The 2,769-nt window shown below is 70.5% G+C and carries 2 protein-coding genes and 1 pseudogene; all 3 read right to left on the bottom strand.

Going from position 1 to position 2,769, the window contains the following annotated elements:
* A pseudogene (locus tag ACO1X9_RS04715) lies at window positions 1-202 on the bottom strand (TatD family hydrolase); the annotation flags it as partial.
* Window positions 199-1,755, bottom strand: a complete 1,557-nt coding sequence (gene metG, locus ACO1X9_RS04710; RefSeq protein WP_486349678.1) for a methionine--tRNA ligase — start codon at window positions 1,753-1,755, stop codon at window positions 199-201. The gene metG and the pseudogene ACO1X9_RS04715, both read right to left, overlap by 4 nt.
* A gap of 95 nt (window positions 1,756-1,850) precedes the next feature.
* On the bottom strand, window positions 1,851-2,666 hold the full coding sequence (rsmI, locus tag ACO1X9_RS04705) for a 16S rRNA (cytidine(1402)-2'-O)-methyltransferase (protein WP_486349677.1): 816 nt from the start codon (window positions 2,664-2,666) through the stop codon (window positions 1,851-1,853).
* Window positions 2,667-2,769 lie beyond the last annotated feature (103 nt).

Here is a 2,769-nt window from a genome sequence, read left to right as displayed (position 1 = left end):
TGCCGACCTGCACGACGCCGCGCACGCCGACGCTCGAAGCGCGGTCGAGCTGCTCGCGGTAGTCGGGCGAGCTCACCCCGTCTTCGATCTCGAGGTGGGTGTGGTTGTCGTAGACCGGAACCACGAGCGGCACGGGCAGGGGCGGATACTCGGCGACCTCGTCGTCGCCGCGATGCCGTGACCGCAGGAAGGGCTCGGTCACGACCCAGGCGTCTCCAACTCGATCCGCGGGACCAGCGGCACCAGGGCCGACACCGTGCCGCCCCCGACGCGATCCCACGCCCGGTCGACGCGCTGCGCGAGCAGCTCCCCCGGCTCACCGAGCGCCGCCCACAGCTTCTGGGTCGCCTTCGGCATCACGGGCGAGTACAGCACCGCGAGGGTGCCGACGCCGTGCGCGAGCGTCGCGAGCACCTGATCGAGTCGGGATGCCTGGGCCGGGTCCTTCGCGAGCACCCACGGCGCCTGGTCGGTCACGTACCCGTTGAGGGCATCCACGAGCTTCTCGACCTCGGCGAGCGCCTCATGGATCGCGAGCTTGCCGATCGCGGCGTGGGCGGCATCCGTCACCGCCTTCTCGAGGTCGACGATCGCGGCATCGCGGCCGGAAGTCGGCACGACGCCGCCGCGGTACTTCTCGATCATCGCGATCACGCGCGACCCGAGGTTGCCGAAGCCGTTCGCGAGCTCCGCCTGGTAGCGGGCCGACAGGTCTTCCCACGAGAACGAGCCGTCCTGCCCGAACGTGATCGCGGAGAGGAAGTAGTAGCGGAACGCGTCCGACCCGAAGACATCGGTGATCTGCGCCGGCGCGATGCCGGTGAGCTTCGACTTCGACATCTTCTCGCCGCCGACGAGCAGCCAGCCGTGGCCGAACACGCCCTTCGGCACGTCGAGGCCCGCGGCCATGAGCATCGCCGGCCAGATGACGGCGTGGAAGCGTGCGATGTCTTTGCCGACGAGGTGCTGCGCCGGCCACCGGCGGGCGAACTGCTCGTCGTCGGAACCCCAGCCGATCGCCGTGATGTAGTTGAGCAGCGCGTCGACCCACACGTAGATCACGTGCGACTCGTCCCACGGCACCTTGACGCCCCAGTCGAAACTCGACCGCGAGATCGACAGGTCTTCGAGGCCCTGAGAGACGAACTGCACGATCTCGTTGCGCACGCTCTCCGGCTCGAGCCACCCGGGCTGCCGGTAGAGCTCGAGCAGGCGGTCCTGGAAGGCGCTCATGCGGAAGAAGTAGTTCTTCTCCTTGAGGATCTCGACCGGCCGCGAATGGATCTTGCAGACGTACACGCCCGCGAACTCGCCCTCCTCGGGGCGGTCGAGGTCGTCGAGCTGCTTGTACTCCTCACAGCCGACGCAGTAGTAGCCCTCGTACTCGCCGGTGTAGATGTGACCGTCGGCCTGCAGCTTCTCGAAGAACTTCGCGACGGCGGTCTCGTGGCGTTCGTCGGTCGTGCGGATGAAGTCGTCGTTGGCGATGTCGATCGTCGCGAGCAACGGCTTCCACGCCGACTCGACGAGGCGGTCGGCCCACTCCCGCGGCGTCACGCCGTTGGCGGTCGCGGTGCGGAGGATCTTCTGCCCGTGCTCGTCGGTGCCGGTCAGCAACCAGGTGTCGTCGCCCGACTGGCGGTGCCAGCGCGCGAGCACGTCCGCCGCGACCTCCGTGTACGCGTGCCCGATGTGCGGGACGTCGTTGACGTAGAAGATCGGGGTGGTGATGTAGAAGCTGCCGGGCTGGGACACCCGCTCAGCCTAGCTTTCGGCCCGACTGTGTGACCGAGGGGTCGCGTTCGGGGGCCCTGCGGGGGCGGAGTGCCCCACGTGCGACCCCTCGTGGGTCATTTGGCGCGGATGGCGGCCTCGTAGAGCTCGCGCGTCGTGAGGCCGGTGGCGGCGGCGACGTCGGCGGCGGCCTCCTTGAGGCGGATGCCGCCCGCGGCGGGGTCGAGCACCGTCGCAACCGCCGAGGCGAGGTCGACGGATGCCGCGGGCGCCGGCGCGCCCTCGACGACGATGACGATCTCGCCACGGGCACCGTCGGCGAACCGCTCGGCGAGCTCGGCGAGGGTGCCGCGCGCGACCTCCTCGTAGAGCTTCGTCAGCTCGCGGCAGACGGCCGTCCGCCGCTCCGAGCCGAACGCGGTCGCGAGGTCGCGGAGGGCGTCGCCGAGGCGGTGCGGCGACTCGAAGAAGATCAGGGTGCGCGCATCGGCGGCGAGCGGGGCGAGGGCGGCGACGCGCGACTTGCGCGGCAGGAACCCCTCGAACGCGAAGCGATCCGTCGGCAGGCCGGAGAGCGCGAGCGCGGTCAGCACCGCCGAAGGACCCGGGATCGCCGTGACCGTCACACCCGCCTCGATCGCGGCCGCGACGAGCGCGTAGCCGGGGTCGCTCACCGTGGGCATGCCGGCATCCGACAGCACGAGCACATCCTCCTCGCGCGCGAGCGCCACGAGCTCGCCCGCCTTCTCGCGCTCGTTGTGCTCGTGCAGCGCGACGAGACGTGGGCGGTTCTCGACGCCGAGGCCGCGCAGCAGCTGCACCGTCACGCGGGTGTCTTCCGAGGCGACGACCGCCACCCGCTCGAGCGTCTCGACGAGCCGGCGCGACGCGTCGCCGAGGTTGCCGATCGGCGTCGCGCCCAGGATGATCACCCCGCCATTCTCCCGGTCTCGACACGCGCCCGTCGGGCGCTACTCGACCACCGACGGATTCTGCCCGTCCTACGATGGCGAGCATGACCGTCGCCGAACTGCC

This window comes from Pseudolysinimonas sp., assembly GCF_057350545.1.
Note: the sequence above shows the minus strand (reverse complement) of the source record. Positions and strands in the feature narration are given on the sequence as shown.